At 66.2% G+C, this 26,328-nt stretch carries 24 protein-coding genes and 5 tRNA genes; 5 read left to right on the forward strand and 24 right to left on the reverse strand.

What is annotated here, in order from left to right; translation table 11 throughout:
- Nucleotides 1–65 precede the first annotated feature (65 nt).
- Together AAK988_RS07880 and dinB are read left to right on the forward strand one after the other, a co-directional pair.
- A complete protein-coding gene (locus AAK988_RS07880; RefSeq protein WP_369880593.1) occupies nucleotides 66–938 on the forward strand; it encodes a DegV family protein in 873 nt (290 codons plus the stop codon).
- Between the two features lie 129 nt (nucleotides 939–1,067).
- Nucleotides 1,068–2,354 carry a DNA polymerase IV gene (gene dinB / locus AAK988_RS07885; protein ID WP_369880594.1) on the forward strand — a complete coding sequence of 429 codons (1,287 nt, stop codon included), beginning with the start codon at nucleotides 1,068–1,070 and terminating at the stop codon, nucleotides 2,352–2,354.
- Between the two features lie 96 nt (nucleotides 2,355–2,450).
- Here dinB and AAK988_RS07890 read toward each other — a convergent pair whose 3' ends face one another.
- From AAK988_RS07890 to glf, 3 genes are read right to left on the reverse strand one after another with little or no spacing between them, the layout of a single operon-like run.
- Nucleotides 2,451–3,281 carry a type III pantothenate kinase gene (locus AAK988_RS07890; RefSeq protein ID WP_369880597.1) on the reverse strand — a complete coding sequence of 277 codons (831 nt, stop codon included), beginning with the start codon at nucleotides 3,279–3,281 and terminating at the stop codon, nucleotides 2,451–2,453.
- Nucleotides 3,282–3,293: 12 nt separating this feature from the next.
- Nucleotides 3,294–4,313 carry a glycosyltransferase family 2 protein gene (locus AAK988_RS07895; protein ID WP_369872449.1) on the reverse strand — a complete coding sequence of 340 codons (1,020 nt, stop codon included), beginning with the start codon at nucleotides 4,311–4,313 and terminating at the stop codon, nucleotides 3,294–3,296.
- 11 nt (nucleotides 4,314–4,324) lie between these two features.
- Entirely contained in the window at nucleotides 4,325–5,599 is a 1,275-nt protein-coding gene (gene glf / locus AAK988_RS07900; RefSeq protein WP_242369973.1) for a UDP-galactopyranose mutase, read from the reverse strand.
- A 224-nt stretch (nucleotides 5,600–5,823) separates the two neighbouring features.
- Between glf and pta the strand changes: the two genes are divergently transcribed.
- Nucleotides 5,824–6,816: a phosphate acetyltransferase gene (gene pta / locus AAK988_RS07905; protein WP_369872450.1), complete on the forward strand. Its 993-nt coding sequence runs from the start codon at nucleotides 5,824–5,826 to the stop codon at nucleotides 6,814–6,816.
- Nucleotides 6,817–7,183: 367 nt separating this feature from the next.
- Here pta and AAK988_RS07910 read toward each other — a convergent pair whose 3' ends face one another.
- The 6 genes from AAK988_RS07910 to rnd all read right to left on the reverse strand — a co-directional run bounded on the left by AAK988_RS07910 (nucleotide 7,184) and on the right by rnd (nucleotide 12,707).
- Nucleotides 7,184–7,393 (reverse strand): response regulator transcription factor, encoded by a 210-nt coding sequence (locus AAK988_RS07910; RefSeq protein ID WP_135971482.1) that lies wholly within the window; start codon nucleotides 7,391–7,393, stop codon nucleotides 7,184–7,186.
- A gap of 220 nt (nucleotides 7,394–7,613) precedes the next feature.
- Complete coding sequence (locus AAK988_RS07915) at nucleotides 7,614–8,831, reverse strand: acetate/propionate family kinase (protein ID WP_369880598.1); 1,218 nt, start codon at nucleotides 8,829–8,831, stop codon at nucleotides 7,614–7,616.
- Between the two features lie 108 nt (nucleotides 8,832–8,939).
- A complete protein-coding gene (xseB, locus tag AAK988_RS07920) occupies nucleotides 8,940–9,215 on the reverse strand; it encodes an exodeoxyribonuclease VII small subunit (RefSeq protein ID WP_135971480.1) in 276 nt (91 codons plus the stop codon).
- 82 nt (nucleotides 9,216–9,297) lie between these two features.
- Nucleotides 9,298–10,734: an exodeoxyribonuclease VII large subunit gene (gene xseA / locus AAK988_RS07925; protein ID WP_369880599.1), complete on the reverse strand. Its 1,437-nt coding sequence runs from the start codon at nucleotides 10,732–10,734 to the stop codon at nucleotides 9,298–9,300.
- 18 nt (nucleotides 10,735–10,752) lie between these two features.
- Complete coding sequence (locus tag AAK988_RS07930) at nucleotides 10,753–11,430, reverse strand: zinc metallopeptidase (protein ID WP_321194226.1); 678 nt, start codon at nucleotides 11,428–11,430, stop codon at nucleotides 10,753–10,755.
- Nucleotides 11,431–11,555: 125 nt separating this feature from the next.
- Nucleotides 11,556–12,707, reverse strand: a complete 1,152-nt coding sequence (gene rnd, locus AAK988_RS07935) for a ribonuclease D (protein WP_369872454.1) — start codon at nucleotides 12,705–12,707, stop codon at nucleotides 11,556–11,558.
- Nucleotides 12,708–12,774: 67 nt separating this feature from the next.
- Between rnd and AAK988_RS07940 the strand changes: the two genes are divergently transcribed.
- Nucleotides 12,775–13,716 (forward strand): diacylglycerol/lipid kinase family protein, encoded by a 942-nt coding sequence (locus AAK988_RS07940; protein ID WP_151429927.1) that lies wholly within the window; start codon nucleotides 12,775–12,777, stop codon nucleotides 13,714–13,716.
- A 119-nt stretch (nucleotides 13,717–13,835) separates the two neighbouring features.
- Here the strand turns inward: AAK988_RS07940 and AAK988_RS07945 are convergent, their stop codons facing one another.
- The 7 genes from AAK988_RS07945 to AAK988_RS07975 all read right to left on the reverse strand — a co-directional run bounded on the left by AAK988_RS07945 (nucleotide 13,836) and on the right by AAK988_RS07975 (nucleotide 17,579).
- The gene (locus AAK988_RS07945) at nucleotides 13,836–15,332 is read right to left on the reverse strand and encodes a basic amino acid/polyamine antiporter (protein ID WP_369872455.1); all 1,497 of its coding nucleotides are present in this window, start codon (nucleotides 15,330–15,332) and stop codon (nucleotides 13,836–13,838) included.
- Between the two features lie 182 nt (nucleotides 15,333–15,514).
- Nucleotides 15,515–15,589 (reverse strand) — tRNA-Val (locus tag AAK988_RS07950).
- Between the two features lie 88 nt (nucleotides 15,590–15,677).
- Nucleotides 15,678–16,100 carry a hypothetical protein gene (locus tag AAK988_RS07955; protein WP_369872456.1) on the reverse strand — a complete coding sequence of 141 codons (423 nt, stop codon included), beginning with the start codon at nucleotides 16,098–16,100 and terminating at the stop codon, nucleotides 15,678–15,680.
- A gap of 181 nt (nucleotides 16,101–16,281) precedes the next feature.
- Nucleotides 16,282–16,357, reverse strand: a tRNA-Gly gene (locus tag AAK988_RS07960).
- Nucleotides 16,358–16,371: 14 nt separating this feature from the next.
- A tRNA-Cys gene (locus tag AAK988_RS07965) sits at nucleotides 16,372–16,445 on the reverse strand.
- Between the two features lie 66 nt (nucleotides 16,446–16,511).
- Nucleotides 16,512–16,587 (reverse strand) — tRNA-Gly (locus tag AAK988_RS07970).
- Between the two features lie 83 nt (nucleotides 16,588–16,670).
- Complete coding sequence (locus AAK988_RS07975; protein WP_135971507.1) at nucleotides 16,671–17,579, reverse strand: TerC family protein; 909 nt, start codon at nucleotides 17,577–17,579, stop codon at nucleotides 16,671–16,673.
- A 319-nt stretch (nucleotides 17,580–17,898) separates the two neighbouring features.
- On the opposite strand from AAK988_RS07975, the gene AAK988_RS07980 reads away from it, so the two are divergent.
- Entirely contained in the window at nucleotides 17,899–18,834 is a 936-nt protein-coding gene (locus tag AAK988_RS07980) for a teichoic acid transporter (RefSeq protein ID WP_135971508.1), read from the forward strand.
- A gap of 139 nt (nucleotides 18,835–18,973) precedes the next feature.
- Here the strand turns inward: AAK988_RS07980 and AAK988_RS07985 are convergent, their stop codons facing one another.
- The 8 genes from AAK988_RS07985 to whiA form a co-directional block, all read right to left on the reverse strand.
- The gene (locus AAK988_RS07985; protein ID WP_369872457.1) at nucleotides 18,974–19,912 is read right to left on the reverse strand and encodes a cation diffusion facilitator family transporter; all 939 of its coding nucleotides are present in this window, start codon (nucleotides 19,910–19,912) and stop codon (nucleotides 18,974–18,976) included.
- Between the two features lie 49 nt (nucleotides 19,913–19,961).
- Nucleotides 19,962–20,050, reverse strand: a tRNA-Leu gene (locus AAK988_RS07990).
- 63 nt (nucleotides 20,051–20,113) lie between these two features.
- The gene (gene secG, locus AAK988_RS07995) at nucleotides 20,114–20,368 is read right to left on the reverse strand and encodes a preprotein translocase subunit SecG (protein ID WP_135971699.1); all 255 of its coding nucleotides are present in this window, start codon (nucleotides 20,366–20,368) and stop codon (nucleotides 20,114–20,116) included.
- Between the two features lie 113 nt (nucleotides 20,369–20,481).
- Nucleotides 20,482–22,068, reverse strand: coding sequence for a 2,3-bisphosphoglycerate-independent phosphoglycerate mutase (gene gpmI / locus AAK988_RS08000; protein ID WP_369872458.1), 1,587 nt, complete (start codon nucleotides 22,066–22,068; stop codon nucleotides 20,482–20,484).
- Nucleotides 22,069–22,839: a triose-phosphate isomerase gene (gene tpiA / locus AAK988_RS08005; protein WP_369872459.1), complete on the reverse strand. Its 771-nt coding sequence runs from the start codon at nucleotides 22,837–22,839 to the stop codon at nucleotides 22,069–22,071.
- Between the two features lie 19 nt (nucleotides 22,840–22,858).
- Nucleotides 22,859–24,046 carry a phosphoglycerate kinase gene (locus AAK988_RS08010; RefSeq protein WP_369880600.1) on the reverse strand — a complete coding sequence of 396 codons (1,188 nt, stop codon included), beginning with the start codon at nucleotides 24,044–24,046 and terminating at the stop codon, nucleotides 22,859–22,861.
- Nucleotides 24,047–24,125: 79 nt separating this feature from the next.
- A complete protein-coding gene (gene gap, locus AAK988_RS08015; RefSeq protein WP_135971460.1) occupies nucleotides 24,126–25,130 on the reverse strand; it encodes a type I glyceraldehyde-3-phosphate dehydrogenase in 1,005 nt (334 codons plus the stop codon).
- A gap of 257 nt (nucleotides 25,131–25,387) precedes the next feature.
- On the reverse strand, nucleotides 25,388–26,326 hold the full coding sequence (gene whiA, locus AAK988_RS08020) for a DNA-binding protein WhiA (protein ID WP_160324441.1): 939 nt from the start codon (nucleotides 26,324–26,326) through the stop codon (nucleotides 25,388–25,390).
- Nucleotides 26,327–26,328: the final 2 nt, after the last annotated feature.

Raw genomic sequence — 26,328 nt, forward strand, 5'->3', positions numbered from 1 at the left:
TAGCGCCAGCGACAAAACGGGCCGTTGCAGGAGACAGCGGAACCGAAACCCCGATAGGAGCATCCATGAGCTTTGCCATCGTCACCGACTCGTCGAGCAACCTCACCGAGGAGGTCATCGACCGGTTCGACCTGTCCGTCCTGCCCCTTACCTTCATGGTGGACGGCGAGGAGTACCGCAGCTACCTGAAGGGCGCAAAGACCGACCTCGCCCAGTTCTACGCCATGATGCGCGAGGGGAAGGTCATCACCACGTCGCTGCCGAACCTGCAAGAGTCCCGCGAGACCATCGAGGCCCTGCTGAAAGCGGGCGACGACGTGCTCTACCTCGGCTTCTCCAGCGGACTTTCCGGCACCTACCAGGCCATCGAGCTGCTCCTGTCGGAGCTGGCCGGGCTCTACCCCGAGCGCACCTTGACCTCGGTGGACACCCTGGCGGCCTCCGGCGGCGAGGGCCTGCTCGTCACCTACGCGGCGAAGATGCGCGAAGGGGGCGCTTCCCTGGCCGAAGTGCGCGACTGGGTGGAGGATCAAAAGCTGCACCTGGCCCACTGGTTCACCGTGGACGACCTCATGTTCCTGTTCCGCGGCGGGCGGGTGTCCCGCACGGCGGCCTGGGCCGGCACCATGCTCAACATCAAGCCGGTCATGCACGTGGATGACGAGGGGCACCTCATTCCCCTGGAGAAGGTGCGCGGCCGCAAGAAGTCCCTCAAGGCCCTCGTGGACCACATGGAGCAGACCGCCGACGCGCCCGTGGCCGACCAGACCGTCTACATCACCCACGGCGACTGCCTGGAGGACGCCGAGTACGTGGCCGGCCTGGTGCGCGAGCGCTTCGGCGTGACCGACATCATGATCAACTGGGTGGACCCGGTCATCGGCGCCCATTCGGGCCCGGGCACCATGGCCCTGTTCTTCCTGGCAAGCCAGCGCTAGCCTTTCCTCGCCCGCTTCCACCGGCCCCGACGGCCCCGATCCGCTCCTCCCCAGGGAGCCGCGGATCGGGGCCGCTTCTTTTTCGCCATCCCCTTCACTAGAACGGCTGTTCGATGCTACAATGGGGCCATGGAAGATTTCGACGACATTCCCCTACCGCCCTGGGAGGGCCCGGCCATCCTGCTCGTGGATCTGGACGCCTTCTTCGCCTCGGTGGAGCAGCTCGACCACCCCGGCTGGCGGGGCAAGCCCGTCATCGTGGGCGGCGATCCGCACGCCCACGGAGTGGTGTCCACCTGCTCCTACGAGGCCCGGGCCTTCGGTGTGCGCTCGGCCATGGCCGCCTCGCTCGCGCGGTCGCTGTGCCCCGATGCCATCTGGACCCACGGCAGCTTCCACCGCTACCGCCAGGTGTCGGCGGCCATTATGGCCATCCTGCGCGACGAGACGCCCCATGTGCAGCAGGTGTCCATCGACGAGGCCTTCATGGACGTGACCCCCACCGCCGTGAACACCGAGCATCCCGTGCGCATAGCCCGCCGCATCCAAGAGCGGGTGGCGGCCCTCGGGGTCACCTGCTCCATCGGCGTGGGGGCCACCAAGTCCGTGGCGAAGATCGCCTCGGACCGTGACAAGCCCCGGGGGCTCACCGTGGTGTACCCGGGCACCGAGCGGGCTTTCCTGGGCCCGCTGCCCGTGCGCACCATGAGCGGCGTGGGGGCTGCGGCCGAGCAGGCCCTCCTCGCCGCCGGCGTGCGCACCCTGGGAGAGATGGGGGCCGCCGACGGGTCGCTGCTGCGGCGCGTGTTCGGGAAGAACGGCGAGATGATGCGCGATCGGGCCCTCGGGCGCGACTGCTCGCCCGTGGAAGAGGACGACACGGTGAAGTCGGTCTCCAACGAGGTCACCTTCGCCGAGGATCTCACCGAGCGCGCCGATATCGAGGCGGCCCTGGCCACCATCGCCGCCAAGGTGGGGCGCCGCCTGCGGCGCAAGAGGCTCGCCGGGCGCACCGTGGCCATCAAGGTGCGCTTCGCCGACCGCACCACCCACTCGGTGCAGCGGTCGCTGGCCGCCCCTACCGACGACGACATCGCCCTCATCCCCCTGCTCCATGCCATGATCGACGACATTTGGCTGCCCGGGGCCCGGGTGCGGCTGCTCGGCGTGGCCGTGAGCAACTTCCATGCGGACACGATGGTGCAGGAGAGCCTCTTCGATGGGAGCGCGTTCGGGGAGGACAGGGCCGAGGCCGCACCGCTCATCGGGGACGCGACCAAGCGCCGCGATCTTTTGCGGGCCACCGATGCCCTGCGCGACCGCTTCGGAGACGACACGGTGCGCTTCGGCTTCGAGCTGCGCAACGCCGGCAACACCACGGGCAGCTCGTCGAAGAACGTGGAAGATTACAAGTAAGCCCCCGCCCGCACGCCCCGAAAGCCCCGAGCGGGCGGCGAGATCGCCCACGAAGGGTCGCGAAGCGCCCCGCGGCGGCCCGACGCGGGGCGGCGCCTAGGAGCGGTTCAGGCCGTAGAGCTCCACAAGGCCGCGCAGGCCCAGGCTCTGGTCCACGGCCGCCTCGTGGGCCATGAGGACGGCGATGGCCTCGGCGCCGCGGCCCGTGAGCACCACCGGCGTGGTGTAGCCGGCCTCGGCCCAGATCATGTCGATGAGGCCGTCGATGCGGGCCACCTCCCCCATGACGATGCCCGACCGCATGGCCGCCTCGGTGGTGCGGCCCAGCAGCGTGCGGGGAGCGCGCAGTCCCACGGCGGGCAGCTGGGCCGCCCCCTGAGCCAGGGCCGCGGCCCCCAGGCCCATGCCCGGCGCGATGATGCCGCCCTTGAAGGACCCCTCGCGATCGAGCAGCTCGAAGGTGGTGGCGGTGCCCAGATCCACCACGAGCACCGGGGCGCCCCAGGCGGACTTCGCGGCCACCATCTCGGCCACGCGGTCGGCTCCCACGGAGGCCGGATCGGCGAAATCCATCTTCAGGCCGCTCTTCAGCCCGGGCCCTACGGTGAGGGGCCGCGTGCCCGTCAAGCGCCGAGCCGCCTCCACCCACACCTCGGTGAGGGCCGGGAACACCGAGGCGATGATGGCCCCGTCGGCCAGGGGCGCCCGCAACGGCAGGGCCGCTCCGTCGAGAACGGCTCCCGGCTCCATGGTCGCCAGGCCGCGGGTCACGGCATCGAAGAAGGCCGCCACGGAGGCCACGGCCTCGTCGGGGGTGTAGCCCGCATCGGTGCCGACCGACCACTGGGCCGCCAAATCCCCATCCACGGCCAACCCCAACCGCGTGCGGGTGTTGCGAATGTCGATGGCGAGCACGAGCGACGACATGGCCCGGAACCCTTAATTGAATTTGAAGATCTTCTGGGCGATCTGGTAGCCCTTAAGCCCGATCTTCTCGCCGGCCTCGGTGGGCAGGTTAGTGGCCAGGTTCAGCGCGTTGGAACGCACGCGACGGTACAGCGAGGGGTTCTGCTCCTTCAGGTAGGCCCAAATGCCCTTCAAGTCCTCCTCGTCCTGCTCGCCGCCGCGCATGCGCAGAAACACCGAGCAGATGCACATCATCATGGACAGGTAGTTGCGCAGGTAATGGCGCAGGTGGCGCTCGCGCACCGCCTGGGGATCCACGTTGTCAATCATCTGGCGGGTGACGCGCAGCTGCTGGTCCATGCGGCCCATCATCACCTTCTCGTTGACCGACTGGTCCTCCCGCCCGATGAAGTAACGGTAGGCGTCCACATTGAAGTAGCGGATGGTGCGCACGTGCACGAGGGGCTCGTAGACGAAGATGTTGTCCACGTAGAACGTGTGCTCCGGCAGGACGAGGCCCATCTTGCGCAGCATGTCGGTGCGGTAGTACACCGAGTGCATGAGCAGATACTGGGACGGCAGGAAGGTGCCCACCTCGTGCCAGCCGAACTCATAGCCCTCGGGCAGAACGTTGGCGTAGCCCATGACCTTCTGCACACCCTCGTCCACCTTCTCGTAGACGTAGTTGGCCACCACCATGTCGCAGGGCACCGGCGCCTCAACTTGGCTGCGCATGTACTCCATGAGCGGGAACATGGCGGCCGTATCGAGCCAGTCGTCGGAATCCACCACCTTGAAGTAGAAGCCCGTGGCCTTGGCGAGTCCCGTGTTCACCGCGCCGCCATGGCCCTTGTTGGGCTGATGGATGGCCCGCACGATGCCCGGGTGTTCCGCCTCCCAGCGATCGGCGATCTGGGCGGTGTCGTCCTTCGTGGAGCCGTCGTCCACCAGCAGAATCTCGATATCGTCGCCGCAGGTCAGAAGCGTCTCCACGCAATGATCCATATAGGCGGCGGAATTGTAGCAGGGAACGGCGAAGGTGATGGTCTTCACGGCGAAACCTCCTAGAGGGCGGGCGTGGCGGACGAGACGGCGTCGGGGACGGCCGCATCGGGATGGTCGAGGGACCACAGGATGCGGTCGGCGGCGGCCAGGGCGTCCACGACCACCTTGTCCATGTTGAAGTAGCGGTACTCGGCCAGACGACCCAGCGGATAGAAGTTTGGCAGGGCATCGGTCAGGCGGCGGTAGCGCCCGTAGAGGTCGGCGTTGTCGCCGTTGATGATGGCGTAGTAGGGAATCTGGGTCGCGGGATCCTCGTAGGCCCGGGAGTACTCCTTCATGATGGTGGTCTTCGAGCCCTTCTGCCCAGTGAGCCACTTGAACTCCGTGACCCGGGTGTAGTCCTCGGTCACCGTGTAGTTCACGGTGCCGGCGGGCAGATGGTAGTCTTCCTCGAAAGTCTCGTAGACGAAATCCAGGGAGCGGTAGGGCAGCCGTCCGAAGCGGGCCAGGAACAGCTCGTCGAGGGGACCGGTGTACACGATGGGACCCTCGAAGGCCTCGCCCTTGATGCGGATGGCGGTCAGGGGCGCGTCCTCGTCGCCGCTGGCGAACACGAGTTCGAAGACGGACTCGGCCTCGGTGCCCAGGCATACGGTGATGAGGTCGTGGCCGAGCATCGCCTCGAACAGGCGCGTGTAGCCGTCCACGGGCATGCCCTGGTAGGTGTCCTGGAAGTAGCGGTCGTCCCGGGAGATGAACACGGGCACCCGCGCCGTCACCGACGGGTCCACTTCCTCGGGGGTGAGGCCCCACTGCTTCTGGGTGTAGTAGAGGAACACGTTCTCGTACACGAAGTCGGCCACTTCCGCCAGTTCCGGATCCTCCTGGGCCCGCAGCTCGTTGATGGTCACCTTCCGCTCGTCGCCGAAGGTGGCGATGAGCTTCTCAATGAGGCGGGCGGCCTTCTCGGCGCCGAAGGCGATCTCCATGGAGTTCTTGTTGAAGGGCACGGGCATGTAGGTGCCGAACCAATCGGCGAGCACCTTGTGCTGGTAACCCGACCATTCCGTGAAGCGGGCCAGGTAATCGTAGGCCTCCTGGCTGTTGGTGTGGAAGATGTGCGGCCCATAGCGGTGCACGAGGATGCCGGCCTGGTCATACTCGTCGTAGGCGTTGCCGGCGATGTGATCGCGCTTCTCGATGACGAGCACGCGCAGCCCCCCTTGCTCGGCCAGCTGGCGAGCCGTCACGGCTCCGGCGAACCCGGAACCGACGACCACCGCGTCGAAGTCGGCGATGTCGATGGCGCGAAAATCGGCGTAGGTCACTGCCATGGGGGTAACTCCTCGCTCTGGATCGGTGGATGATGGCGCACCCGGCGCCCCATAGATTAGTTCGCCCGTTATTGTACTCAACCCCCCGCCATCGGCGGAAAGGTTCACATACAAACCGAATATATGAACCTCACGCCGGCCGGGCCGGCCCGCGGGCCGGCATGGGCACCCGACGGTGCCCTATGATGGGAGCCGTCACATTCCCCGGGGAGAAAGGACCCGCCGTGAGCGCATTCCTCGATACCATGATCGCCCAGGCCAAATCCGACAAGAAGACCATCGTGCTGCCCGAGGGCAACGATATCCGCACCCTGAAGGCCGCCGAGGCCATCCTCGCCGACGATATCGCCGACGTGATCATCCTCGGCAACCCGGCCGAGATCGCCGCCGCCGGCTGCAACCTGAATGGCGCCCGCATCGTGGACTTCCGCACCTCCGAGCTGCGGGCCCCCTACGCCGAGAAGCTCGCCGAGCTGCGGGCCAAGAAGGGTATGACCGTGGAGGCCGCCCTCGAGCTCATGGACAACGAGCTGTACTTCGGCATGATGATGGTGAAGATGGGCGAGGCCGACGGCCTGGTGTCCGGGGCCTGCCACTCCACCGGCGACGTGCTGCGCCCGGCTCTCCAGATCCTGAAGACCGCCCCCGGCGCACAGATGGTGAGCTCCTTCTTCGTCATGAACGTGCCCGACTGCGATTTGGGGCACGCCGGCACCTTCCTGTTCTCCGACTGCGGCCTGGAAGTGCAGCCCGATGCCGAGCGCCTCGCCCAGATCGCCATCAACGCCGAGGCTGCCTGGCGTTCGCTCATCGACGGTGCCGAGCCGGTGGTGGCCATGCTCTCCCACTCCTCCTACGGGTCGGCCAGAAACGATGATGCCGACAAGGTGGTGCGGGCCACGGCGCTGGTGAAGGAACTGGCGCCGGAGCTGGCCGTGGACGGCGAGCTGCAGCTGGATGCCGCCATCGTCCCCGAGATCGGTGCGGCGAAGGCCCCCGCCTCGCCCGTGGCCGGCCGCGCCAACGTGCTCGTGTTCCCCGACATCGATGCCGGCAACATCGGCTACAAGCTCGTGCAGCGCCTGGCCAAGGCCGAGGCCTACGGTCCCATCCTCCAGGGAATCGCCGCGCCAGTGAACGACCTCTCGCGCGGATGTACGGCCGAGGACATCGTGGGCGTGGTGGCCATCACCGCCGTCCAGGCCCAGGGCCGCTAGCCGCCGGGATCCCCCCCCCGCACCCCGCCGCCGCTCCAACATCGGAAGGCACCCGGTTCTCTTACGCCCCTTTTCTGCGTTGCGCACGGTCGAAGCGTGGAAAGGGGGCGCTCTGTCTTTCATTGTGCGTTCTCTCTGGGTACAAGAAGCCCCGAATCGCCGATGCGCACGGCCGCATCGCGAAAAAGGAGCAGGTTTCTTCCCCCACGCAGCCTTTTGAAGCGGCTCCGCGTCCCGAATCGCCGATGCGCACGGTCGCATCGTGAAAACGGGGCGCTCTGTCTTTTATTGTGCACCCTTTCTTGGTACAAGGAGCCCCGAATCGCCGATGCGCACGGCCGCATCGCGAAAAAGGGGCGCCTCACCTCTAGCGGCCCTCGTCCGCGTCGATGCCGAACAGGGCGAACAGCTCGGCGCGGCTGTGGACGTCGAGCTTCTTGTAGACGTGGCGGATATGGGACTTCGCTGTGCCGTTGGCAATGACGAGCTCGGCGGCCACGGCGCTGGCCGACTTGCGCTGGAGCAGCAGGACGAGCACCTCCTTCTCCCGCTCTCCCAAGTTCCGCGCAGCTGCCATGGCATCCACGGCATCACGGCAGGAGGCCCCCAGATCCCCGTCAGAACACCCGTCGTCACCGGCTCCGAACAGCTCCTCGGAGCGGCGGGGCGTGGCCCACCGGTCCTGCGGCCGCCGCCCGAAAAGTCCTCAGGCGCCCTGGGTCCGGACACATGAGAGCGCCCCCGCCAAGCCTGGGCCTGACGGGGGCGCGCGGGGTCAGCCTCAAAGCGGCGCGAGGCTACATCTCGGTGATCTCGAGAGAGCCTTCCTTCACGAGCTGATAGGTATCGCGGGCGATCATGTACTCCTCGTTGGTGGGGATGACCACGATGCGCACGGCCGAGTCGTCGGTGGAGATCTCGCGCTCATGGCCGCGCAGTTTGTTCTTCTCCGGGTCGATCTTGATGCCGAGAGGCTGCAGGCCCGCGAAGATCATGCGGCGCATCTTCTCGCAGTTCTCGCCCACGCCGGCAGTGAGTACGATGGCATCCACGCCGCCCATGACGGCGATGTACTGGCCGATGTATTTCTTCGCGGAGTTCGAATACATCTCATAGGCCAGCTGGGCCCGCTCGTCGCCGGCCTCGGAGGCCTCCTTCACGCTGCGCAGGTCGTTGGAGATGCCCGAGATGCCCAACAGCCCGCTCTTCTTGTTCATGAGATCGTTCACCTCTTGGGTGGTGAGGCTCTCCTTCTCCATGATGAAGGGCACGATGGCCGGGTCGATGGCGCCGCAGCGGGTGCCCATCATAAGGCCGTCCAGGGGCGTCAGGCCCATGGAGGTATCCACGGCCACGCCGTGGTCGATGGCGGAGATAGAGCAGCCGTTGCCGAGGTGGCAGGTGATGAGCTTCAAGTCCTCGATGGGCTCGTCCATGAAGACGGCGGCCCGCTCGGAGATGTAGCGGTGGGAGGTGCCATGGGCCCCGTACTTGCGGATGGCGTACTTCTCGTACAACTCGTAGGGCAGGGGGTACATGTAGGCCTTCGGCGGGATGGACTGGAAGAACGAGGTGTCGAACACGGCCACCATGGGCTTGCCGGGCATTTGGGCACGGCAGGCCTCGATGCCCATGAGCGCCGCCTTGTTGTGCAGGGGCGCCAGCTCAGCCAGCTCGTCGATCTTGGCGACGACGTCGTCGTCGATGACAACGGAGCGATCGAAGTACTTACCGCCCTGCACCACGCGATGCCCGATGGCGTCGATGTCGTCGAGGGAGTCGATAGCCTTGTTCGGACCGGAGGTGAGCGCCTCGAGTACGACGGCCATGGCGGCGTTGTGGTCTTCCATGGGCTCGTCGATGACGAGCTCGTTTTCATCGATGCCGTGCTTGTGGAAAGCCTCGGCGGAGCCGACCCGCTCGCAGATGCCCTTGGCGAGCACCTCATGGGTCTCGACATTGACGAGCTGGTACTTCAACGACGAGGAACCAGCGTTGATAACGAGGACGTTCAAGACTTACCTCCTAATCAATGGGTATTGACCTATTCTAGGAGTACGGGCAGGGCGCCCCGAGTGCGGGCGGGCCCTCATCGGCGAGCGGGCTGCCGCTGGCCGATTGCCCTAGGACAGAGTGGTGTCGCGCTCCTCGTCAGTGGGGGCGGCCACAAGCTCGCCCATGAGCACCTCCACCTGCTGCTCGGCGCCGGCCAGGCGCTTCTGGAGCGACCCCAAAAGCGCCACGCCGCGCTCGTAGGCGGTCAGGCTGTCCTCCAGCTCCAGAGTGTTGCTCTCTAGCACGGCCACAATGGACTCCAGCTCCGCCAGGGCCTCGCGAAACGTCAGCTCCCCGACGGCGCGGGGGGCGCCCTCCTCGGCGATCTTCTCGGTATCGGTCATCGTTCTTCCTTTCTGAGCGAAGGCTCTCTCGCCTCATCGCGGCCTCCGGGCGCGGGCCGGGGCGGCGAGTCGGTATCGGGCATCAGCGGGTTTTCTCCACCACGCAGTCGATGGCGCCGTCGGCCACGGTCACCGTGAGGGGTGCCCCGGGCTCCACCTGGGCCGTCGAGCGCACCACGGCCCCTTCCCCATCCCGGGCGATGGCGTAACCGCGGGCCAGCACCGTAAGCGGCGACAGGTCGTGCAGGCGGGCGGCGCTCACCGACAGGGCGCTGCGGAAGGGATCGGCCATATGCTCGGCCGCTCCTAAGAGGCGCTGGCGGTCCGCCGCAAGCTGCCCGGCGAAGCGGTCGGTCAGAGTGGCACCCCGCACGGCGAGGCGATCGCGGGAGGCGGCCACGGCGGCCTCGGGGGCGGCCAGGGCGCTGGGCAGCATGCGAGCGAGCCCCTCGGCCAGAAGCCCCACGCGATGGCGATCCTCCCGCAGCATCGCAGGCAGCGCCCGGGAGAGGCGGCCGGCCAGATCGTCCAGGGCCAGGGCCTCGCCGTCGAACAGGCGCTCCGGCTCGCGGAACAGCGAAAGGGCGGCGATGCGCTCCACCGAACGGGCCGCCCCGGTCAGGCGAAGCTCCATGCTGCGGCCGAGGCGCTGACCGAGGCCCGCGAGCCGGCCGTCGGTCTCCTGGCGGGTGGGAGCCACGGCCTCGGCTGCCGCCGTGGGCGTGCTCGCCCGCACGTCGGCCACCAAGTCGGCGATGGTGGTATCAGGCTCGTGGCCGATGCCCGTGACCACGGGCACGGGACAGGCGGCGATGGTGCGAGCGAGCCGCCGGTCGTTGAAGGGCATGAGGTCCTCGAAGGAGCCGCCGCCGCGACCCAGAAGCACCAACTCCGCACCGCCGAACACCACCTTCGCCAAGCCGTCCACCATGGCATCGGCGGCGCCAGGTCCCTCCACGGGCACGCCGGCCACGAGCACCTTCGCCAACGGGTACCGGCGGCGCAGGGTGCGCAGCATATCGTGGATGACGCTGCCCCGGGGCGAGGTGACGATGCCCACGGTCTGCGGATAGGCGGGCAGCGGCCGCTTGCGCTCGGGGGCCATGAGCCCCATGGCCTCCAGCTCCCGGGCCAGATTCGCCACCTGGAGGCGCAGCTGCCCCTCCCCGGCCAGGGCGATGGTGAACACGTCGAAGCTCATGCGCCCCTTGGCCGCGTACAGCGAGAAGCGCCCCGTCATCTCCACGAGCGAGCCCACGGCCACGGGCACGCCGGCGGCCTGGTAGCGGTTCATCCACATCATGCAGGGCAGGGCGGCCTTCTCGTCCTTCACCGTGAAGTAGACGGCCTTGTAGCCGGGCTTGTCGCTGAGCTCGGAGACCTCGCCCACCAGGCGCACGACGACCGACTCCAGGGCGCCCTTGGCAAGCCCCATGGCCGCCGATACCGACAAGGCGGCAGGGGCCTCCCCGCTCGGCCCCTCGGCACCCGGGACGTCCGTCGTATCCCGCTCAACCACGGCGATCCCCCAGGCCCGCTAGTCCTCGCGCTGGTTCAGCAACCAGAGCAGCTGGAGCACCGAGGTGAGGGCGGCGGCCAGGTAGGTGAAGGCGCAGGCGCGCAGCACGTCGAAGGCGCCCTTGCGCTCGGCGGCCGGCAGGCCGATCTGGCCCATGTACACCATGGCCCGCTGGGAGGCGTTGAACTCCACGGGCAGGGTAACCAGCTGGAAGAGCACCACCACGGCGTACATGATGATGGCAGCCGTGGTCAGCCCCGAGATGTGCAGGAAGATGCCGGCCATGAGCAGGAAGATCCAGGCATTGGAGGCCAGATTCACCGCCGGAACGATGGCGCCGCGAATCTTCATGGGGGTGTAGTCCTGGGCGAACTGGCAGGCATGGCCCACCTCGTGGCAGGCCGTGGCCGTCGCCGTGATGGTGCGGCCGTCGTAGGCCTCCGGCGACAGGGTCACCGAATTGCTGCGCGGGTCGAAGTAGTCCTGGCCCGGACCGCCGCGGAACACCTGCACATTGGTGATGCCGTAATAGGCGAGCATCTGGCGGGCGGCCTCGGAGCCGGTGAGCCCCGTGGAATTGGCCACGTGGTTGTAGGCCTTCAGCTTGTGGTTCACGTACCACTGGGCCCCTAAACCGATGATGAGGGTGACCACTACGAGCATGAGGTAGCTGCTGTTCATGGGCATTATAGGCATAGTCTCTCACTCCTTGGGAACATGCGTCCGAATTATTTGGAGGCTATTATAGGGAAGGAATCAGCCGGCGAGGCCCCTCGCGCCGAAATGTGTGAAACCTTCGTAACCGATGGCGCAAAGAGCCCCTACTCCCCTGCGCGGGTCACGACGAGGCCATCAGGACCCAGGGAAAGGGCGAGCTTGCCGGCGAGCAGGTCGAGCAGCTCCTCCCCGATGATGGCCCGGCGCCAGCCCTTGAGCACATCGACGTCGGTTCGGTACCCCCGAGCCACGCGGGCGAGCTCTCCGTGGCTCGCCAGGGTCTGCATGGCGATGTCGTTCTCACGGGCCCGCAGGCGCACGAGGGCCTCCATGAGGTCCAGCTCGGCATCCACGTTGGGCTCGCTCTTCAGGGACTTGTCCAGCTCGGGCCACTGCTCGGGCGGCGCGTCCAGGCCGCGCACGAGAGCGGCCACCACGGCCCGGGCATCGCGGGTGCACAGCTTCTCGCGCATGCCGCGCACCATGAACAGCTCGTCAATGGTGCGGGCCTCGCGGCGGCAGGACTCCACCACCTGCTCGTCGGTAAGCACCCACTTGCGGGGCAGATCGCGGGCCTGGGCCGTCAGCTCGCGCCAGGAAGCCACTTCCCGGGCGGCCGACAGCTGGCGGCGGCTCAACTGCCCCACCCGCTTGAGCCGCTTGAAGCGGGAGGCAACGTCGCAGACGTAATTGGCCGGGTCGGACAGGGCGGCGAAATCGTTGTCGAGCCAACCGAGGCGCCCCTTCGCCTCGAGGCGCTCCCGCATGACGCGGTACATCTTCGGCAGGTAGATCACATCGTCGGCCGCGTAGTCCAGCTGGGAGTCGGACAGGGGCCGCCGCGACCAATCGGTGAACGAGTCGCTCTTCTTCAGGCTCACCCCGCACAGACTGTGCACGAGGGGCCCGTAGCCGATCTGCTGGGTGTGGCCGAGCAGCGCCGCGGCCACCTGGGTGTCGAACACGGGGCTCGGCAGCACGCCGAGCTCGCGGTAGATGATCTCCAGATCCTGGCCGGCGGCATGGAAGAGCTTCACGATGGTGGGATCCTCCATAAGGGGCACGAGCACCGAGAGGTCCTCGATGGCGAAGGGGTCCACCACGGCCACCTCGGTATCGGTGGCCAGCTGCAGCAGGCACAGGTTCGCGTAGTAAGTCTTCTCGCGCAAGAATTCCGTATCGACGGCCAGCACCGCCGAAGAGCGGGCGCGGCGGACGAAGGCCTCGAGGTTTTCTTGGTTCGCAATGTATTCCACGTCGGTCCTTGTTCCTTGGGGTCTGCGTTGTAGTACCATCCCATGATAGCAAAGGGAAAGGAATTGTGTGAAACTGCTCATCGTTAACAATCTGTCCTCGGGCTTCCGCGACGGCGCCATCTACGACTTCATGCGCGCCTTCAGCGAGGACGGCGACGAGATCTGCGTGCGCTGCACGAGCGGCTGCACCGATCTGGCCGGGTTCCTCCACGATGCCGAGGACTTCGATGCCGTGGTGGCGGCCGGCGGCGACGGCACCGTGGCCACCGCAGCCTACCTCTTGGCCGAGACGGGCATTCCTCTTTTGCCCTTCCCCGCCGGCACCGCGAACCTGTTGGCGCTGAACCTCGCCTCTCCGGCCGAGCCCCATGCCCTGGCGAAGCTCATGCGCCAAAGCCTGCTCATGGACTTCGACATCGGCGAGATCGAACTGGCCGACGGCCAGCACTTCGGCTTCACCATGATCGCCGGGGCCGGCTACGACGCCACCATCATGCAGGGAGCCGAGGCCTCCAAGAAGCTGTTGGGACCCATGGCCTACTTCACCTCGGCCGTTGCCAACCCGGCCCCGCAGTTCTCCCGGATCACGCTGGCCATCGACGGAGAGACCATCGAGACCCAGGGCGTGGGCGTGCTCGTCGTGAACTTCTCGAAGATCCAGTTCGACATCTCCCTCATCCACGAGAACAAGCCCCGGGATGGCATGTTCGACATCGTGGTCATGAACACCCACGACGCCGTGGGGCTCATCCCCGCCCTGCTCAGCTGCATGCTCGACCGCGGCGGCGAGTTCCCCGCCCGACCGGGAAGCTTGGAGGTGCACCGCGGCCGCGAGGTGACCGTAGTCGCCGACCCTCCCCTGGCCGTGCAGTTCGACGGTGAGGTAACCGGCACCACGACCCCCTTCACCGCCCGGATGCTCCCCGAGGCCGCCCGCTTCGTCGTGAGCGAGGAGTGCCTCGCCCTTTACGGAGAAGAGAGCGCCGAGCCCCTGCGCCTGGACGACTAGGGTCGTCGGCCCCGCCCGGCCCCCGCAATCCCCTTGCGCAACCGCTACCGAACGCAAACGCGGCCCCGACGAGACATCGGGGCCGCGTTTCGTTGCACGCTGGAAGATGCGCCGAAGGCCTACACGAGACCCGGCGTGGTCGCGAGCAGGTAGATGGACAGGCAGGCGGCCAGCACCATGATGGCGAGCACCACCTTGTCGAGCGTGCTCTGGAAGTACTTCTCGCCGCGCTCCCGCTTTCCCCAGATGTACATGATGACGCCCGGGACGTAGAGCAGGCACATGAGAATGACGCCGAGCACACCGGCGGCCCAGGAGAGGAACAGGCTGTAGACAACGCCCACGCACCCCAGGATGCGCCACAGGAACAGCGGGCCGCTCAGGCGGCCGCGGAAGGCCTCGGGCTCCTTGAAGGCCACTTTCGCGAAGTAGGCCGCCGACAGCAGGTACGGCAGCAGGATCATGCCGGCCGACAGCGTGTAGAAGAACTGGTAGGTGGAATCGGTGAACAGCCAAGTGATGAGGAAGAGCTCGATGATGATGTTCGTCACCACGAGGGTCACCACCGGGGCGCCCTTCTCGTTGGTCTTGGTGAAGGCCTTAATGAACACGCCCTCCTCGGCCGCCTCGAAGGGCGACTCGCTGGCCAGCACGGTGTAGCCGAGCATGGCGCCGATGAGCGACAGGGACACGGCGAAGTTGATGAGGATGGCGCCCCAATCTCCCACGGCCGCCTGCATCACGTAGGCCAGGGCCGGGTTCTCCAGCGTGGCGAGCTCCGAGAGGGGCATGACGCCCATGGAGAGAATGGAGACGGTCAGATACAGGGCGAGCACGCAGCAGAAGGCGATGATGGTGGCCTTGCCCACGTCCTTGGCCTTCTTGGCGCGGCCGGAGATGGCCACGGCCCCCTCGATGCCGATGAACACCCAGATGGTGACCATCATGGCCGTCTGCACCTGATCGACGAAGGCCAGCGACGGGTCGGCGCCGGTCGTGAGGTTCGCGATGAAGATATCGGGCTTGAAGGCGCCGATGAAGATGATGGCGACGATGCCCACCAGAAGCGGCACGAACTTCGAGATGGTGATGATCGCGTTGATGAGGGTCACCTCGCTGATGCCGCGGCTCACGAGGAAGGCGTAGAACCAGATGATGCACGAGGCGCCGATGACGGCGTAGATGTTCGTGCCGTTGCCGAAGATGGGGAAGAAGTAGGACAGGGCCCCGAACAGCAGGGCCGAGAAGCTCACCGTGCACAGCAGGGCCGAGATCCAATAGCCCCAGGCGCTGCTGAAGCCGAGGAAGTCGCCGAATCCCGTGGCAGCGTAGGTGTAGATGCCGCCCTTCAGATCGGGCTTCACGCGGGACAGCGCGAAGAACGTCAGGACGAGGCAGAGCACGCCGACGGCGGAAATGCCCCAGGCCGTGAGAATGGCCCAGCCGCTCGCGCCCCCGGCCGCCGCATCGCCGGACAGCGAGAACACGCCGGCGCCGACGATGAGGGTGATAACGGTGGTGACCATGCGGAACAGGCCGATGCCGTTCGGGTTGGTCACGCCATCCTGGGATTGGGGCGCCTCGGCCCCGGCGGATACCACTGCTTCCTTGCTCATGGTGATGCAGCTCCTTGATAGGGGTAATCAGCATTGCCATCCATAATACCCGACCCTTCGGGCAAACGGAGGGGGATTTTCCCTCCGTAACAGCTGCGTTACAAATTGGGCAGCGAAAGGCGCCGTCGGCCCGCTTGAGCAAAAAAAGCCGGTGGCACAGTGCCACCGACTTCTGCATTCAATGGTGCGCGATACAAGATTTGAACTTGTGACCCCTACCGTGTCAAGGTAGTGCTCTCCCCCTGAGCTAATCGCGCATTCAGGGTGCGCTGCCCGTCTCCGTTGCAGCGAGTTAGTAGTTTATCAGAAACCACCGTGCCGTCAAAGGGAAATTTCGACGAATTCTCAGCGGGCATCCGTCTCCACAACTTCCCCAACTTCCTCCCCCGCCGCCAGCTCGGGAACGGAGGGAGCGATCTTGTCGTAGTTCCAGCCGTTAGCGTACTTGGGCGGCAGTGTGACCGCGTAACGGGCGCCGCACTTGCCGCAGACGACCACCTTCCCCCACTTGGGGCGCACCATCCACCATACGACGCCCGCCGTTGCCGCCGTGACGGCCACAGCCAGGAGCAGCAGCATATCCATGAAGCCGGCCTCGGCCTCGTTGCCAGTCGTGAGCCCCGCGAGGGCCACGAGCACCCACAGGCCCGCCACATAGATGGCGATGCCGGCGACGAGCACCTTGGCAATGCCCGCCGTAGGCAGCATCCCCTCGTACTGGGTCGCCCGCGTCTTGCACTCGCGGCACTTCACCTTGCTCGTCTCCATAGGGCACCGCCTCTCTCGGCCAATCGGTTCGTCTACCGCCATAGTACCACAGAGCCCCTCTCTTTTTTGTGCACGTGAGCAAGGGAGCCGAGCGCCGCCGCGTCCCAAAGCCCCCAGGGCCGTCGTCCCGCGCATCCGAGAGACGCAAAAGAAAAGCTCCCCGCAGGGAGCTTGGAAGTTCTGGAGCGGACAACGGGATTCGAACCCGCGACCCTCACCTTGGCAAGGTGATGCTCTACCAGCTGAGCCATGTCCGCATTGAGTGCAAGGTTGGAGGCGACGCCCGGATTCGAACCGGGGGTGAAGGCTTTGCAGGCCTCTGCCTTACCACTTGGCCACGTCGCCATTTCCTTGGCGGCTGTCATTGAAAAGGCCGGTCAAACAAGTGCCTGACCGGCCTTCTGATGACAATGGAGCGGACAACGGGATTCGAACCCGCGACCCTCACCTTGGCAAGGTGATGCTCTACCAGCTGAGCCATGTCCGCATCGCGAGGAGATACTATACGGTATCGCACCGGAGGATGCAAGCCCTTTTTTGAAAAAACTTTCAAGCGGGCCCAAGGGGCACCTATTCCACGCGCTCCCCCGTCTCGATGGCGGCATCCACGCAGCGCTTCGCCCGCTCGCCCACCTCGGCCGGGGCCTCTCCGGCCTCGGCCCGGGCCACAGCCGTATCGATGGCGGCGTCGGCGAGCTCCTTCTTCCAGCGATTCAGGTTGGAATTGAACCGCATCTGGATGAGCTCCAGCGCGACGGCGAAGATCATAGCGAAGTACACCATGAGCTTCTCCATGTGCATGTCGAGCACCTCGATGGAGGTGTGGATACCGGCGGAATCGAGGACGAGCAGCACGCCGATGGCGCAGATGAACACCAGGGCGAGGATCTTCATCTCGGGATGGGCGTTGATGAAGTTAGAGATGGGATCGATGAACACCATCATAATGATGACGGCGATCATCACGGCCAGGATCATGATGATGAGGTGCTCGGCCAGGCCCACAGCGGTGATGACCGAGTCGATGGAGAAGACGAGATCCATGACCATGATGGTGCCCACGGCCTGGGGCAGCGAGATAAGGTGGCGCGCCTTGTGCTCCTCGGAGGTCTCGGCTTTGATCTCGGTAAGGGCGAGCACATCGATGAGCTCGCGGATGCCCTTGTAGATGAGGTAGGCGCCGCCGATGAGCATCACGATATCGCGCACGGAGAAGCCGTGGCTGAAGAAGCCCCAATCCACGGTGAACAGCGGCGTGGTCATGTGCACGAGGTACGAGGCGAAACAGAGGAACAGGACGCGCATTACCAGGGCGCCAGCCAAACCGAGCTTGCGGCCGATGTGGCGCTTATCCTCGGGCAGGCGGTTCGTGGTGATGGAGATGAACACCAGGTTGTCCACCCCCAGCACGATCTCCAGAAAGATCAGGGTCAGCAGGCTGATCCAAGCCTCCGGGGTGGCGAAAATCGACAGGTCCACAGACATTCTCCTCGTCTCATCGGGGCCGCAAGGCCCGCTCTCGTCTCGGCGGGGTGCGCAAGGCGGCAACAAAAAAGACTCATGGTGCAGCCGGCTCCCTAACGGGTCAGTCTGCACCATGAGTCTCGCTATTTAAGGCTCGCCAGGCCACCGTTGCCGCCTGCGCGGAAAACTGTGACCACGATGTTGAACGAGCCGCGCACCGCGCCAGCTACTCCCCCATGGGGTTTCCCTATCCTATCAAAGGGCACAGGGCGGGGCAATGGTATAATCGGCAACGATACCGTGACTGCTCAGAAGCACCATAGGAGTACCATTCATGACCCGTGAATCCGCGAACCACGCGCTGCCCCCCGCCGATGGGCCCGAAGAGGCCCCTCGCCCCAGCTCGCCAGGGACCGGCCGCCGCTCCCACGCCCGCGCCGACGCGAGCCATTCGCGCTTGAATGCGGAAGACGTATGGGAGAGCATCAAGAACTCGCTGTTCCACCGCGAGAAGAGCACCGTGCGCATCGGCGACGTGCGCTACCACGATGGCGCCGAGCTCTCGCGTCCCCTGGAGATGCCGGTGCGCGTGAAGGCGGTCATGCTCGCGGCCATGGCCGTGGCGGCCGTGGCCGGCGGCCTGTTCCTATCGAAGTACTTCGACCAAGTGATGAACGAGCCTTTGCGCCAGCAAGAGGCCCTCCAAGAGAACCTTGCCCGCGAGGTTTCCTACGACCTGCCCTCCCTGGCCGCGCTCATGCCGTTGGACGACGAGGCCATGATGGCGTCTCTCACCGAGGCCGGCTACACCCTCTACGAGCGCACCCCCGTGGGCACCAATCCAGAGGGCGGCTTCGAGGTCATCAAGCTGCCGGCCGACCTCACCGTGGAGGAAGCGGGGCTCATGTACATGACCGGCATCGACAAACTGTCGGCCGCCGATGCCGTGCGGCTGCTCAAGGGCGCCTGGACCTTGGATGTGTCGCGCAAGGCCGGCGAGAGCATCCGTCTGCGCTACGCCGATTTCGACTCCGGCACTATCGAGAAGGCCGTTCAGGGCGCCATGCAGGCCGAGGGCCTCGAGAGCGCCGAGATCACCGACAACGGCGTGGACGATTCCGGCAACACCTTCCAGGCCGGCACCGTGGCCACCGACAGCGGCACCTACAACTGGCGCGTGTCGGCCATCGAGCTGTCTGAGATGTACGACATCTCGGGGCTGCCCAACACCGCCTTCTTCGTCGGCATCCGCTTCGGCGCCGCGGCCTAAGCCAGCGTCCGGCACCCCCCCGAACGACCAGGGACGCCCGCGGGCGTCCCTTTCTCTTCCACGGAAGGCTGCGACCGGAAGGCGCGGACGACCGGGATCTCGGAGGAGCCCGAAGACGACTCGGGGAGGAGCCCGGGCCCTAGGAGGCCTCGGGCTTCTCCCCTGCCCCGCGATGCTCCTCCGCCGCGCTCTCATCGGCCCCGGCGGGCTCGATGTGCACGAGCATCTCCTTCAGCTCAGGGAAGGCCTCCTGAAGCCGTCGCTCGATCTCGTCCCCGAGGCAATGGGCGGCCAGCACCGTCATGGCCGGGTCCACGAGGGCGTGCATGTCGCCGTACACCTCCCCCTCGGTACCGCGGGTGCGCACGCAGTGCACCTCCACAATGCCGGGAACCGCCTCGGCCACGGCCACGATGTCGGCGGCCGGGATGCGGGCGTGGTCGGACAGGGTGCGCAATCCCGTGCGGAATACCCCGGCGGCCGAGACCAGAATGGCCCCGGTCACGAGCAGGGCCATGATAGGATCGGCCATGGGAAAGCCCACGGCCACCAGGCCGAGACCGACAATGACGCCGATGGACACGAAGGCATCCGACAAAGTATGGGCGGCATCAGCGGCCAGGATCTCGCTCTTGAGGCGCCGGGCGGCGCGGCGCTCGCAGAAGGTCACGCCGAGGTTCACTATCAACGTGCCCACCATGACCACGAAGGAGACGGGTGTGACCTGGGCGGTGTAGTGCTGGCTCACGAGCTTCTCCACGGCCCCGGAGCCCACCTCGAAGGCGGCCAGGAGCAGCAGAACCCCGATGGCGAGCGACCCGTAGGTCTCGAACTTCGAATGGCCGTAGGGGTGCCCGTCATCGGCCGGCCGCGCCGCCAGGGAGATGCCGATAAGGCCGATGACATTGCCGAGGGAATCGAAGACCGAGTGGATGCCGTCGGCCTGCATGGAGGCCGATCCCGAGGCCAGGCCGTAGAAGTACTTCGCCGCGGCAACCATCAAATTCAAGACGAGGACGACCCAGAGGACCCGCTCCACCTGCCGCCCGTGGGCCTTCTTCGCCGTCATGGCCGTCATGGGAACCTCCTATACGAAAAGGGAGCCCTTAGGCTCCCTGTCTCTGTTCTGGTGTCGGAGGCGGGATTTGAACCCGCACACCCGGTAAATGGGCACTAGCACCTCAAGCTAGCGTGTCTGCCGTTCCACCACTCCGACATGCGATTTGCAGCGACGATTATTCTAACAGAACCGGCCGTCGATGCAAGGGGTAATTTTCCCTTATTGGGAAATGGTCCCGTGGGGGTACACGATCATGAGCACGACCAGGGAAAGGAGGAACACGATGGCGCAGCCGATGGTGATGCGGTCCAGGTTCTTCTCGATGATGCTCGTACCCGTCTGGGTGGAGTACATGGAGCTGGCGATCATGTCGGAGATGCCAGTTCCCTTGCCCGAGTGCATGAGGATGAAGATGATGAGGCCGATGCCCGAGAGCACCAGCAGAACCAAAAAGACGATTGCCAAAGGACTCACTATGTCACGCTTCTTTCGTAGGTGTGTCGGTGTACGCAAGTTATTCAGTATACCGTTCCCGCCCTCCTCGCGCAAGAAGGTTGCGGGAACGGTTCTCCTCGGACCCCGGGGCCCTAGGCCAGCAGGCTCTCGCCAGTCATTTCCACGGGCTGTGGCACGCCGATCATGGCCAGCAGCGTGGGGGCGATGTCGGCCAGGCGCCCCTCGGCCCCCGACAGGCGCAAGGCCGCCCCCGATGCGTCCACCAGCGCGAGGGGCACCGGAGCGGTCGTGTGGGCCGTGAAGGCGCCTCCGTCATCGGCGATCATCTTGTCGGCATTGCCGTGGTCGGCGGTCACGAGGGCCACGCCGCCCTTGGCCGCAATGGCCCCGAGCACCGCGCCCACGCCGGCGTCCACGGCCTCCACGGCGGCCCGGGCGGCATCCACCACGCCGGTGTGGCCCACCATGTCGCAGTTGGCGAAGTTCACGATGTACACGTCGGCCTCGTCGGCCTCGATGGCCGCCACCAGGGCGGCGGCCACCTCGGGCTCGCTCATCTCGGGCTGGAGGTCGTAGGTGGCCACCTTCGGGCTCGGAATGAGCTTGCGGCTCTCCCCCGGCCGCGGCGCCTCGACGCCGCCGTTGAAGAAGAACGTCACGTGGGCGTACTTCTCCGTCTCGGCGATGTGGTACTGGGCAAGCCCCGCCTCGGCCAGCACGTCGGCCAGCACATGATCGGGGAATTCCTTGGCAAAGGCCACCGGTGCGGGAATGGCCGGGTCGTACTCCGTGAGGCACACGAAATGCACTCTGGGGAAGCGCGGCCGCTCGAAGCCGTCGAAGGCGGGATCCACTAGGGCCCGGGTCAGCTCGCGGGCGCGATCGGGGCGGAAGTTGAAGAACACCACCGCATCGCCATCCTGCACGCCGCGCGGGCGCAGGGCCACAGGCTCCACGAACTCGTCGGTGACCCCGTCGGCGTAGGAAGACTCCATGGCGGCCACAGCCCCCAAATCGCGGCAGGGTTCGGCGTTCACGACCGCCTCCCAGGCGCGGCCCACGCGCTCCCAGCGGTTGTCGCGGTCCATGGCGTAGTAACGGCCGCATACCGAGGCCACCTCGATGGTGACTGGCGCGCCATCTGCGCGACCGGCGGCCCGTTCGATGTAATCGACGAGTTCGGCCATGTAGCCGGTACCGCTTGCGGGGGGCACGTCGCGACCGTCCATGAAGCAGTGGATCATGATATGGCCCACGCCGGCGGCCACGGCCGCATCCACCAGGGCGTAGAGGTGCTCGTTGGAGGAATGGACGCCCCCGTCCGACAGAAGCCCCATGAGGTGCAGGGCACATCCCGGCTTCCGGGCCGCGGCGAAGGCCTCGGACAGCACGGGATTGGCAGCCAGCTCGCCGGAGCGGCAGGCACGGTTGATGCGAGTGAGCTCCTGGAACACCACACGGCCGGCGCCGATGTTCAAATGCCCTACCTCGGAGTTGCCCATCTGCCCCTCGGGCAGGCCCACGGCCTCGCCGGACGCGGCCAGGCGCGTCGTGGAGGCCTCGGCGAACAGGCGATCGAGGTTCGGCGTGTCGGCCAGGGAGATGGCATTGCCCGCGCCGGGCGCCTCCAGGCCGAAGCCGTCCATGATAATGAGGCAGGCCGGCAGTCGCAGGGCCGCCTTCTCCGCCGCGCTAGCAGCGCGAAACGTCGCGGTCATCTACAGAGCCGCCTTCACGATCTCGGTAAAGGAGCCGGCCTTGAGGGCGGCGCCCCCGATGAGGCCGCCGTCGATGTCGGCCTCGGCCAGCAGAAGCGCCGCGTTGCCCTCGTTCATGGAGCCGCCGTAGAGCACGCGCACCGTATCGGCCGCCTCGGCGCCGAAGAGCTCCGCCAGGGTGGCGCGAATGGCAGCGCACACCTCCTCGGCCTGCTCCGGCGTGGCCGTGCGGCCCGTACCGATGGCCCACACCGGCTCATAGGCCACCACCGTGGCCAGGGCATCGTCGCCGTCGATGCCGGCGTAGGCGGCCCGCACCTGGGCGCAGACGAAGTCGAGGTAGGCACCCTCGTCGCGCACGGCCAGAGACTCGCCCACGCAGATGATGGGAGTGACGCCGGCCTCGATGAGGGCGCGGGCCTTGCGATTCACGTCCTCGTTGGTCTCGCCGAAGATATTCCGGCGCTCGGAATGGCCCACGATGCAGTAGGCGCAGCCGATCTCCTTGATCATGGGGATGGAGATCTCGCCGGTGAAGGCGCCGGCCGGCTCCCAGTACACGTTCTGGGCGCCCAGGGCGATATCGACGCGATCGAACTCGAAGACGGTCTTCACCGGCTTCAGATCCACGAAGGGCGGGCACACGGCCACATCCACCATCTCCAGCCAGTCGCGCTCCATGAGGTTGGAGATCTCCTGGGCCAGCACCACGGCCTCGGGGATGGTCTCGTTCATCTTCCAATTGCCGGCAATCAGATGCTTTCGGGTCATGGGACTTCCTTTCTTCCCGCTAGCGCAGGGCCTCGACGCCGGGCAGGGCCTCGCCCTGGACCAGCTCCATGGAGGCGCCGCCGCCCGTGGAGATGAAGGTCATGGCGTCCGCCAGATCGAACTTGTTCACCGCGGCCACGGAGTCGCCGCCGCCGATGATAGTGTCGGCCGCCTCGTTGGCCGCCACGGCCTCGGCCACGGTGCGCGTGCCGGCCTCGAAGGAGGGCATCTCGAATACGCCCATGGGGCCGTTCCAGAACACGGACTTCGCCTCGCCGATGGCCTGGGCGTAGGCGGCCGCGGTCTCGGGGCCGATGTCCAGCCCCATCATATCGGCGGGAATGTCGTCCACGGACACGATGGCGGTGCGGGCATCGTTGGCGAAGCTGTCGGCCGCCACCACGTCGGTGGGCAGCAGCAGGGCCACGCCGCGCTCGCGGGCCTTCTCGATCATGGCCGCCGCGCGCTCCACCCAATCCTCTTCCTTAAGCGAGGTGCCCACGGCCTTGCCCTGGGCCAGCAGGAAGGTGAAGCACATGCCGCCGCCGATGATGAGGGTGTCGGCCTTGTCGAGCAGGGCGTCGATCACCTTGATCTTGTCGGAGACCTTCGAGCCGCCGAGGATAGCGACGAAGGGGCGGCGCGGCTCGTCGAGCATGCCGGTGAGCGTGGCTACCTCGCGCTCCATGAGGTAGCCGGCGTAAGAGGGCAGGTAGGCCGCCACGCCGGCCGTGGAGGCGTGGGCGCGGTGCGCCGTGCCGAAGGCGTCGTTCACATAGACATCGGCCAGATCGGCCAGGGCACGGGCGAACGCGGGGTCGTTCTTCTTCTCGCGCGCGTCGAAGCGGATGTTCTCCAGCAGCAGCACATCGCCGTCTTCCAGGGCGTCTGCGACTTCCTGGGCATCGGGGCCGACAAGGGCGCGGGAGAGCACGATGTCGCGACCGAGCAGCTCCTGCAAGCGGCGGGCGATGGGGCCGAGGCTGAAGGACTCCTCGAAGCCCTCCCCCGCCGGACGGCCGCGGTGGCTCGCGAGGATCACCCGGGCGCCGTCGCCGATGAGCTTGTTGATGGTGGGCAGCGCCGCGCGGATGCGCGTATCGTCGGTCACGTTGCCCTCGGCATCTACCGGCGCGTTGAAATCGACGCGCACGAGCACCCGCTTGCCCGCGAAGTTCTCGTCGTCGATGGTCTTGATATCGGCCATGTCTCATCCTTTCCTTCTATACGGGAAAACCCAGCTCGAGATGGGAGCTGGGTTTTCGAAGTCAATGCCGGGTTGAACCTTAGGGCAGCAGAATCTTGACAAGATCCTTCACGCGGTTGGAATAGCCCCACTCGTTGTCGTACCAGCTGATGCACTTGACGAAGTTGCCCTCGCCGCCGAGCACCATGGTCAGCTGGGAGTCGAAGATGGAGGAATGGGCGTTGCCCACGATGTCGATGGACACGATGGGGTCCTCAGTGTACTCCAGGATGCCCTTCAAGGGGCCCTCGGCCGCGGCCTTCATGGCGGCGTTGATCTCCTCGGCGGTCACCGACTTCTCCAGCTCCACCGTGAGGTCCACCATGGACCCGTCGGGGGTGGGAACGCGGGTGGCGAAGCCGTCGAGACGGCCCTGCAGCTCGGGGAGCACGAGCGACACCGCGCGGGCGGCGCCGGTGGTGGTGGGGATCATGGACACGGCGGCAGCGCGGGCGCGGCGCAGGTCCTTGTGGGGAAGATCGAGAATCTTCTGGTCATTCGTATAGGAATGGATGGTGTTCATGTAGCCGCGTTTGATGCCGAAGTTCTCCAGCAGCACCTTGGCGAAGGGAGCCAGGCAGTTGGTGGTGCAGGAGGCGTTGGAGATGATGTTGTGCACCGCCGGATCGTACTGATCGTCGTTCACGCCCATGACGATGGTGATGTCCTCGTCCTTGGCCGGGCAGGTGATGACGACCTTCTTCGCGCCGGAATCGAGGTGCTTGCGCGCCAGCTCGCCGGTCTTAAAAATGCCCGTGGCCTCGACGACCACGTCCACCCCGAGCTCGCCCCAGGGCAGATTCGCCGGATCGCGGTCGGAGAGCATGGTCACATGCTTGCCGTCCACCACCAGACCGTCGTCCACCACTTCGATGTCGAAGTTGCGGATGCCGTGGATGGAGTCGTACTTCAGCAGGTGAGCAGCGGTGGCCTTCTCGCCCAGGTCGTTGACGGCGATCACCTCGATCTCGGGATCGTCGGCCATGGCGCGGAACACGAGGCGGCCGATGCGGCCGAATCCGTTGATGCCTACCTTGGTTGTCACGGGTATCTCCTTTCACAAGATGCCACAGATGCCGGAAAACTGGCGTTGATATGCCGTGAGGCCCTGCCAGTGTACTACGAACGTCACCCTTCCGTAACGATTCTCGGTCAGACGGCCCCTAAAAGCGTCGTACCTGCACAAAGCAAAAAGGCCTCATCGTCATTGACGGATTGACCGTTCACAGAGAAAGGGCCTCGTCATCGGTTTGGGTGCCCTCTGCGCGGCCATGCTCGCCGTCATTGCCGTGGCCACCGCCCTTACTTCCCCGCCTCGATCTCGGCGGCCATCTGCTCGATGCGGCGCACGCGGTGGTAGACGGCGCTCTTCGAGAGCGGCGGGTTCGCCCGCTCCCCTAGCTCCTTCAGGGAGGCCTCCGGGTAGGTGACGCGCAGGCGAATGAAGTCCTGCAGGGCCGGAGGCAGCTCCTCCATGCCGTAGTGCTCCACCACGGTGCGGATGGTGTGGATCTGGCCCACAGCGGCCCCGGCGGCCTTGGCCTGATTGGCCATCTCGGCGTTTATCATGCGGTTCACGTCGTTGCGCACGCTCTTCACCACCCGCTCCTCCTCCATGGACAGGGCCGCCTGATGGGCCCCGGTCCAGGCGAGGAACTCGAGGATGGAAGCGCCGCTCTTGAGGTAGACCATGTAGGAGTTGCGCCGCTGCATGATGCGGGCGCCGATGTCCTTGCGGGCCAGGAGCTCCACGAGCCCCGCAGCCAGGGACTCCGACTCCACGGTGATCTCGAAGTGGAAGTCGCTCTTGGGGTTCGAGATGAAGCCGCTGCCGAGGAAGGCCCCCCGCAGGTAGGCCGCGGCACAGCAGGGCCGGGCCACGAGGGACTCTTTGATGCCCATTTCCAGGCCGCCCTCAGCCGAGAGCACCCCCATGTCCCGCAGGGAGTCGGCCAGATGGGCCTGGGCCGGCACCTCGATAAGGTAGTTCGGGGTCTTGTGCAGCACGCTGCGGCGCATGGTGAGGTTCGTCTTCAGGCGGTAGATACTGTGCAGCAGGCGCACGACGAGCCGGGCGGCGGCCGGCGCGTCGGTGGCGATCTCCACCCGATAGCGGTCCGGACCGCTCACGAACAGCGTGCCCTCGATGCGCACGAGGGCCGCCAGCGTGGCCTTCTCGCAGGCGGCACACCCGGGAACAACCCGGGCCAGCTCGTCTTTCACCTGAGCCGTGAACGACATGG

Origin of the sequence: Adlercreutzia muris (genome assembly GCF_041223505.1) — a bacterium.
Taxonomy (GTDB): Bacteria; Actinomycetota; Coriobacteriia; order Coriobacteriales; family Eggerthellaceae; genus Adlercreutzia; species Adlercreutzia muris.

What these genes read in the sequence shown, in the direction of transcription:
- AAK988_RS07880 (WP_369880593.1), top strand. Translation starts at nt 66, where the DNA reads ATGAGCTTTGCCATCGTCACCGACTCGTCGAGCAACCTCACCGAGGAG.
- dinB (WP_369880594.1), top strand. Translation starts at nt 1,068, where the DNA reads ATGGAAGATTTCGACGACATTCCCCTACCGCCCTGGGAGGGCCCGGCC.
- AAK988_RS07890 (WP_369880597.1), bottom strand. Translation starts at nt 3,281, where the DNA reads ATGTCGTCGCTCGTGCTCGCCATCGACATTCGCAACACCCGCACGCGG.
- glf (WP_242369973.1), bottom strand. Translation starts at nt 5,599, where the DNA reads ATGGCAGTGACCTACGCCGATTTTCGCGCCATCGACATCGCCGACTTC.
- AAK988_RS07910 (WP_135971482.1), bottom strand. Translation starts at nt 7,393, where the DNA reads ATGGCAGCTGCGCGGAACTTGGGAGAGCGGGAGAAGGAGGTGCTCGTC.
- xseB (WP_135971480.1), bottom strand. Translation starts at nt 9,215, where the DNA reads ATGACCGATACCGAGAAGATCGCCGAGGAGGGCGCCCCCCGCGCCGTC.
- AAK988_RS07930 (WP_321194226.1), bottom strand. Translation starts at nt 11,430, where the DNA reads ATGCCTATAATGCCCATGAACAGCAGCTACCTCATGCTCGTAGTGGTC.
- AAK988_RS07945 (WP_369872455.1), bottom strand. Translation starts at nt 15,332, where the DNA reads ATGAGCAAGGAAGCAGTGGTATCCGCCGGGGCCGAGGCGCCCCAATCC.
- AAK988_RS07955 (WP_369872456.1), bottom strand. Translation starts at nt 16,100, where the DNA reads ATGGAGACGAGCAAGGTGAAGTGCCGCGAGTGCAAGACGCGGGCGACC.
- AAK988_RS07980 (WP_135971508.1), top strand. Translation starts at nt 17,899, where the DNA reads ATGACCCGTGAATCCGCGAACCACGCGCTGCCCCCCGCCGATGGGCCC.
- AAK988_RS07985 (WP_369872457.1), bottom strand. Translation starts at nt 19,912, where the DNA reads ATGACGGCCATGACGGCGAAGAAGGCCCACGGGCGGCAGGTGGAGCGG.
- gpmI (WP_369872458.1), bottom strand. Translation starts at nt 22,068, where the DNA reads ATGACCGCGACGTTTCGCGCTGCTAGCGCGGCGGAGAAGGCGGCCCTG.
- tpiA (WP_369872459.1), bottom strand. Translation starts at nt 22,839, where the DNA reads ATGACCCGAAAGCATCTGATTGCCGGCAATTGGAAGATGAACGAGACC.
- AAK988_RS08010 (WP_369880600.1), bottom strand. Translation starts at nt 24,046, where the DNA reads ATGGCCGATATCAAGACCATCGACGACGAGAACTTCGCGGGCAAGCGG.
- whiA (WP_160324441.1), bottom strand. Translation starts at nt 26,326, where the DNA reads ATGTCGTTCACGGCTCAGGTGAAAGACGAGCTGGCCCGGGTTGTTCCC.